6 protein-coding genes are annotated in these 6,257 nt (G+C 63.8%); 4 read left to right on the forward strand and 2 right to left on the reverse strand.

Annotation, left to right across the window (positions count from 1 at the left end):
- From ABWO90_RS24970 to ABWO90_RS24980, 3 genes are all read left to right on the forward strand, one after another.
- Positions 1-1,385, forward strand: a 1,385-nt coding sequence (locus ABWO90_RS24970) for a phosphoenolpyruvate carboxykinase (GTP) (RefSeq protein ID WP_353193903.1), incomplete at its 5' end; no start/stop codon positions are given.
- A 212-nt stretch (positions 1,386-1,597) separates the two neighbouring features.
- Positions 1,598-1,804 (forward strand): FitA-like ribbon-helix-helix domain-containing protein, encoded by a 207-nt coding sequence (locus ABWO90_RS24975; protein WP_353193904.1) that lies wholly within the window; start codon positions 1,598-1,600, stop codon positions 1,802-1,804.
- Between the two features lie 13 nt (positions 1,805-1,817).
- A complete protein-coding gene (locus ABWO90_RS24980; RefSeq protein WP_353193905.1) occupies positions 1,818-2,297 on the forward strand; it encodes a type II toxin-antitoxin system VapC family toxin in 480 nt (159 codons plus the stop codon).
- Here ABWO90_RS24980 and ABWO90_RS24985 read toward each other — a convergent pair.
- Positions 2,269-2,901: a response regulator transcription factor gene (locus tag ABWO90_RS24985; protein WP_353193906.1), complete on the reverse strand. Its 633-nt coding sequence runs from the start codon at positions 2,899-2,901 to the stop codon at positions 2,269-2,271. The two genes, ABWO90_RS24980 and ABWO90_RS24985, sit on opposite strands and share 29 nt — an antisense overlap.
- Positions 2,898-4,283 (reverse strand): cache domain-containing protein, encoded by a 1,386-nt coding sequence (locus ABWO90_RS24990; protein WP_353193907.1) that lies wholly within the window; start codon positions 4,281-4,283, stop codon positions 2,898-2,900. The genes ABWO90_RS24985 and ABWO90_RS24990 overlap by 4 nt, the downstream gene beginning before the upstream one ends.
- A gap of 383 nt (positions 4,284-4,666) precedes the next feature.
- Here ABWO90_RS24990 and ABWO90_RS24995 point away from each other — a divergent pair.
- Positions 4,667-6,257, forward strand: a 1,591-nt coding sequence (locus tag ABWO90_RS24995; RefSeq protein WP_353193908.1) for a carbon starvation CstA family protein, incomplete at its 3' end; no start/stop codon positions are given.

The following is a 6,257-nucleotide window of genomic DNA, read 5'->3' on the forward strand; positions in this document are numbered from 1 at the left end:
TGAACATGCGCATCATGACGCGCATGGGCCGCGCGGTGTACGACGTGCTCGGCGAAGACGGCGAATTCGTGCCGTGCGTTCACACCGTCGGCAAGCCGCTCGCTGCTGGCGAGAAGGACGTGGCATGGCCGTGCAACGACACGAAGTACATCGTGCACTTCCCGGAAACGCGCGAGATCTGGAGCTATGGCTCCGGTTACGGCGGCAACGCGCTGCTGGGCAAGAAGTGCTTCGCGCTGCGCATCGCGTCGAAGATGGGCCGCGACGAAGGCTGGCTGGCCGAGCACATGCTGATCCTGGGCGTGACGTCGCCCGAGGGCAAGAAGTACCACGTGGCGGCGGCGTTCCCGTCGGCCTGCGGCAAGACCAACTTCGCGATGCTGATCGCGCCGAAGGGCTTCGAAGGCTGGAAGGTCGAGACCATTGGCGACGACATCGCCTGGATCAAGCCGGGCAAGGACGGCCGCCTGTACGCGATCAACCCTGAAGCCGGGTTCTTCGGCGTGGCCCCGGGCACGAGCCAGAAGACCAACCCGAACGCGCTCGCCACGCTCGGCGAGAACGTCATCTTCACCAACGTGGCGCTGACGGACGACGGCGACGTGTGGTGGGAAGGCCTGACGGACACGCCGCCCGCGCATCTGATCGACTGGCAGGGCAAGGACTGGACGCCGGAGATCGCGAAGGAGACGGGCCGCAAGGCGGCGCATCCGAACTCGCGCTTCACGGCCCCGGCGGCACAATGCCCGTCGATCGACGCTGACTGGGAGAATCCGGCGGGCGTGGCCATCGACGCGTTCATCTTCGGTGGCCGCCGCTCGACCACGGTGCCGCTGGTGACCGAGGCACGCGACTGGACCGAAGGCGTGTACATGGCTGCGACGATGGGCTCGGAGACGACGGCGGCTGCCGCCGGTCAGCAAGGGGTGGTGCGTCGCGATCCGTTCGCCATGCTGCCGTTCTGCGGCTACAACATGAGCGAGTACTTCCAGCACTGGCTCGACACGGGTGCGCATCTCGACAAGACGGGCGCCACGTTGCCGAAGATCTATTGCGTCAACTGGTTCCGCAAGGGCGCCGACGGCAAGTTCGTGTGGCCGGGCTTCGGCGAGAACATGCGTGTGCTGGCATGGATGCTCGGCCGTATCGAGGGCAAGGCGCAGGGCGTGGAAAACGCGTTCGGCATCACGCCGCGTTACGAAGATCTGAACTGGAACGGCCTGTCGTTCACGCCCGCACAGTTCGACGACGTGACGTCGATGGATCCGGCCGCGTGGCGCGCAGAGCTGAAGCTGCACGCGGAGCTGTTCGACACGCTCAAGCACAACCTGCCGCAGGCGCTGCTCGATACGAAGGCGGATATCGAGCGTCGGCTGGGTGCGTGAGGTTGAGCTTGCTGAGGTAACGGCACGCTGACGATGCAGGAAAGGAGTCCCGCCGGGGGAAACGCCGGCGGGATTTTTTATTGCCTTGTGATCCTTCCGAAAGGCTTGCGGGGCAGCGGTTTCGTCGGTTTTCGACAGCGATGCGGTGCTAGCATTTCTCCCGTTGTTGCGTTCGGACAACGATTTTCCGGTAACGAACCCAGGAGGGGCAAATGCACATGATGCTGATTGAAGGGATCGATGAAGCACTGATGAGATCGATTCGATCGCGGGCGGCGCTACATGGCAGAACGCCGGAGGAGGAGGTGTTGACGATCTTGGACAACGTTGCGCGGGTGCCGGGATTTCGCACACTCGGTGAGGCTTTGCTGGCCATGCCGAATGTAGGACTGGATAGCGACTTCGAGCGCATCAACTGAACATGAGGCGACGATGTACCTGCTCGATACGAACGTGATTAGCGAGTGTCGTAAGGCCGGAGGAGGCGATGAAGGCGTTCAGCGTTTCATTCGGCTGACCGATCGCCGTAGGGCGCGCCGCTACCTGTCGGTCATTACGCTCGGTGAGCTACAGCGTGGCGTAAGCCTGCTTCGTTACAGGAACGACAAGTGTCAGGCCGCGCTCATCGAGAGCTGGCTGGAAACGCTCCGGCGCGACCACGCGCAAGATATCCTGCCCGTGGATCTGAGAGTTTCCAACGTCTGGGCGCGTCTTCGAGTCCCTCACCAGCAACATCCGGTCGACAAGCTGATTGCGGCCACGGCATTGGTACATCAGCTCGTGGTTGTGACGCGCAATGTGAAAGATTTCGCCGACACGGGTGTCGAGGTGTACAACCCATTTCTGCAGTCGTCCGGCGGACCGGCGTCCGCCAGTTGCCGACTTACAGCCGATTCTCCACCGCGAACTTGATCAATTCGGCTTGCCCTTCGATGCCCAGCTTGCGCTTGATGTTGAGACGGTGCGTCTCTACGGTCCGGACCGACAGATCCATCTCCGTTGCGATCTGCTTGTTCGCCAGACCTCGCGCGATGCGCGAGAGGATTTCACGCTCGCGAGGCGTGAGCGAATCGATGGGGCCATGCGACGTCGAGGCTTGAACCACGCGGGCGGCAATGGCGGCGCTGTAGTACGCATCGCCACGCGCCACCCGTTCGATCGCGGTCACGATTTCATGGGCAGGGGCGTCCTTGAGCACATAGCCACGTGCGCCGGCGCGTACGGCTTGACGCACATACTCCGCATTGTCGTGCATCGACAGGATCAACACGGCGATATGCGGAAACTGCTCGCGGAACAACGCCGTCAATTCGATGCCGTTCGTGCCGCGCATGCTGATGTCCATCAGCGCCAGATCCGGAGACGATGTTTGCGCTCGCGAGAGCGCCTCCACGGCATTGCCCGCTTCCCCCACGACCTGGAGATTGGGCGAGGCGTCAAAGCGCGCGCGAAGACCGTCGCGAACCAGAGGGTGATCGTCGATCAGCAGCAATCGGATAGGGGGAGCTTGCGTCATTTGCGTGAGGATGCACGAAGCGCCGCTTTCACGGCGGCAGGCGTGAGCGGAACCCACGCGCTGATGGTGGTAAGACCGGGCCACGACTGAATGCCGAGCGCGCCGCCAACGGCATCGAGACGCTCGCGCATATTGCGCAGGCCGATGCCGTGGCTCGGATCGTGATGTACGTCGGTCACGTCGAAGCCCCGGCCATCGTCGGCAATCGACAGGTGGATGCCGTCGGATTTGAAGATGAGCAGGATCGATACGCGCGACGCCTGCGCATGGCGTTCGATGTTCGTAAGCGCTTCTTGCGCAATGCGGTAGAGCATCGTCTTGATGTTGTCGTCGAGCACCGGTGCCTCGCCCTCGACATTCATCTCGACGGGCAGCCCCGCATGCGAGCCGAACTCGCGCGCCAGTTGGTCGATGGCGGCGGCCAGGCCGAGGTCGTCGAGCGTTGCCGGCCGCAGCGCCTGCGAAATGCGTCGTACCTCCCCCAGCGTGCCGTTCAGGCGCTCGATGGCGACACCGAGGGTCGTACTGACCGCCGCAGGGGACCCGGGCAGGCGCATCGACGCCGATTCAAGCAGGAGTTTGACCGAGACAAGCAACTGGCTGATGCCGTCGTGCAGCTCGCGGGAAATCCGCGCGCGCTCGACTTCCTGTGACTCCACGACCTGACGCGCCAATTGACGAAGCTTCGCGTCTGCCGTCTTGAGTTCGGTGATGTTGACCACCAGCCCGCACAAGCCCACGATGGCCAGACACGTCGACGCGATCAGCGTGATCCAGATCAGCGTGCGATCGATGTTCGCCTGGGCTCGCTCGTCCGACTCGCGCAGCGTGGCTTCCACGTCGTCGAGATAAATCCCCGTGCCGATCATCCAGTTCCAGCGCGGCAGCGCGATGACGTAGCCGAGCTTCGGCGCCATTTGATGGAGCGACGGCTTTTCCCACGGATATTGCACGTAACCGCCACCGGCGCGCGCGGCCGCAATGAGACGCTGGATGGTAGGGGCGCCCGCTTCGTCCTTGAGCGACCAGAGATTATGGCCGACCAGCTCCGGCTGACGCGGGTGCATCAGGCTGCGACCTTCGAGGTCGTACACGAAGAAATAGCCGTCCTTGCCGAACTCCATGCGCGCCAGCGTGGCGAGTGCCTGTTCGCGCGCTTCCGGCGTATCCGGGCCGTCGTACAGCGGCTCGATGGCATTGCGCGCCAGGCCCACGTAATGCAGCAGCTCGGCGCGCTTGTTGGCGAGCGAGGTGGTCTGCACGGCATCGTGCTGTGCGCGAGAGAGGTCGTTGCCCTGGTGGCGCACGGCGAGCGCAATCGCGACCATCGCCAGTGCCACCGGCAACAGCGCCAGGACGAAGAATTTCTGTCGGAGATTCATGGCATTCGAAAAGCCAGAAACCCCGCATTTCGCGGGGTTTGGGGACGTACTGGCTACGTAATAGCACGTAGCCGACCTGCGTAGTTCCGCGCTTGTGGCACGGCGGGCAAACGCCAATACTACACGGCGAATCGTGGCCGGGGCTGCCGAGTGTAACTCGCGCACTTCGCGTCCGTCTTGCGTATGCCGGTATGCCCCCATGCCGTTCGTCACGCAAAGTGGACGCCGTCACCGGCCCTCGCTGCAGGCAGACCTCCGAAAGAGGGGCGCTCGCAGGGAGCCACGTTCGTGGTGCCGTCAAGGCGCCGGACAAGAGGCGGGAGGGTGCTGCAACGGCACCGTTCCGGGGTTGCTGCCCGACGAGGCAGTTCCGAGGAGAGACAATGAATCGCATCTGGCAACAACTGCCCTGGGCAGCGGTGGCCATCGTCGGCGCATGCGCGCTTGGCACGGTGGCACTATCGCGCGGAGAATCCATCAGCGCACTCTGGATCGTTATCGCAGCTGTCTGCGTGTACCTGATCGCATACCGTTTCTACAGCAAGTTCATCGCCACTCGCGTGGCGCAACTCGACGGCACGCGCATGACGCCGGCATGGCGTCATAACGACGGGCTCGACTACGTGCCGACCAACCGCTACGTGCTGTTCGGTCACCACTTCGCCGCCATCGCCGGTGCGGGACCGCTGGTCGGCCCCGTGCTCGCCGCGCAGATGGGTTACCTGCCCGGCATGCTCTGGATTCTGGCGGGCGTGGTGTTCGCCGGCGCGGTGCAGGATTTCATGGTGCTGTTCATCTCCACGCGTCGCGACGGCCGTTCGCTGGGCGACCTCGTGAAGTCGGAACTCGGCATGATCCCCGGGGTGATCGCGCTGTTCGGTGCGTTCCTCATCATGATCATCATTCTCGCCGTGCTGGCGCTGATCGTGGTCAAGGCGCTTACGGGTTCGCCGTGGGGCACGTTCACCGTTGGTCTGACGATTCCGATCGCACTGTTCATGGGCGTGTACACGCGCTTCATCCGTCCGGGCCGCATCGGCGAAGTGTCGATCATCGGCTTCGTGATGCTGATGGCCGCGATCTACTTCGGCCAGAGCGTGCATGACAGCGCAGCGCTCGCACCGCTGTTCACGTTCGACGGCAAGCAACTGACCTGGATGCTGATCGGCTACGGCTTCGTCGCCTCGGTGCTGCCCGTGTGGCTGCTGCTCGCGCCGCGCGACTATCTGTCGACGTTCCTCAAGATCGGCACGATCCTCGCCCTGGCCATCGGTATTCTGGTCGTGGCGCCCGAGCTGAAAATGCCGGCATTCACGCAGTTTGTCGACGGCAGCGGTCCGGTCTGGTCGGGCAAGCTGTTCCCGTTCCTCTTCATCACGATCGCGTGCGGCGCCGTCTCGGGCTTCCATGCGCTGATCTCGTCGGGCACGACGCCCAAGCTCCTCGATAACGAACTCAACGCGCGCTTCATCGGTTACGGCGGCATGTTGATGGAGTCGTTCGTGGCCATCATGGCGCTGGTGGCCGCTTCGGTGATCGACCCGGGCGTGTACTTCGCGATGAACAGCCCGGCCGCCGTGATCGGCACGACGCCGGAAGCTGTCGCACAGGCTGTCTCGGCGTGGGGCTTCACCATTTCGCCGGACGTGCTGACCGCGACCGCGCACGCCGTGGGCGAGAACACGATCATCTCGCGTGCCGGTGGTGCCCCGACGCTCGCTGTCGGTATGGCGCACATCCTGCATCAGGTGGTTGGCGGCGAAGCGATGATGGCCTTCTGGTACCACTTCGCGATTCTGTTCGAAGCGCTGTTCATCCTGACGGCAGTCGACGCCGGTACGCGTGCGGGCCGCTTCATGCTGCAGGATCTGCTGGGCACGTTCGTGCCGTCGCTCAAGCGCACGGACTCGTTGCCTGCAAACCTGATCGCCACCGCGCTGTGCGTGGCCGCGTGGGGCTACTTCCTGTATCAGG

Source organism: Pandoraea pnomenusa (genome assembly GCF_040391475.1).
Classification (GTDB): domain Bacteria; phylum Pseudomonadota; class Gammaproteobacteria; order Burkholderiales; family Burkholderiaceae; genus Pandoraea; species Pandoraea pnomenusa_C.

What these genes read in the sequence shown, in the direction of transcription:
- ABWO90_RS24975 (WP_353193904.1), top strand. Translation starts at nt 1,598, where the DNA reads ATGCACATGATGCTGATTGAAGGGATCGATGAAGCACTGATGAGATCG.
- ABWO90_RS24980 (WP_353193905.1), top strand. Translation starts at nt 1,818, where the DNA reads ATGTACCTGCTCGATACGAACGTGATTAGCGAGTGTCGTAAGGCCGGA.
- ABWO90_RS24985 (WP_353193906.1), bottom strand. Translation starts at nt 2,901, where the DNA reads ATGACGCAAGCTCCCCCTATCCGATTGCTGCTGATCGACGATCACCCT.
- ABWO90_RS24990 (WP_353193907.1), bottom strand. Translation starts at nt 4,283, where the DNA reads ATGAATCTCCGACAGAAATTCTTCGTCCTGGCGCTGTTGCCGGTGGCA.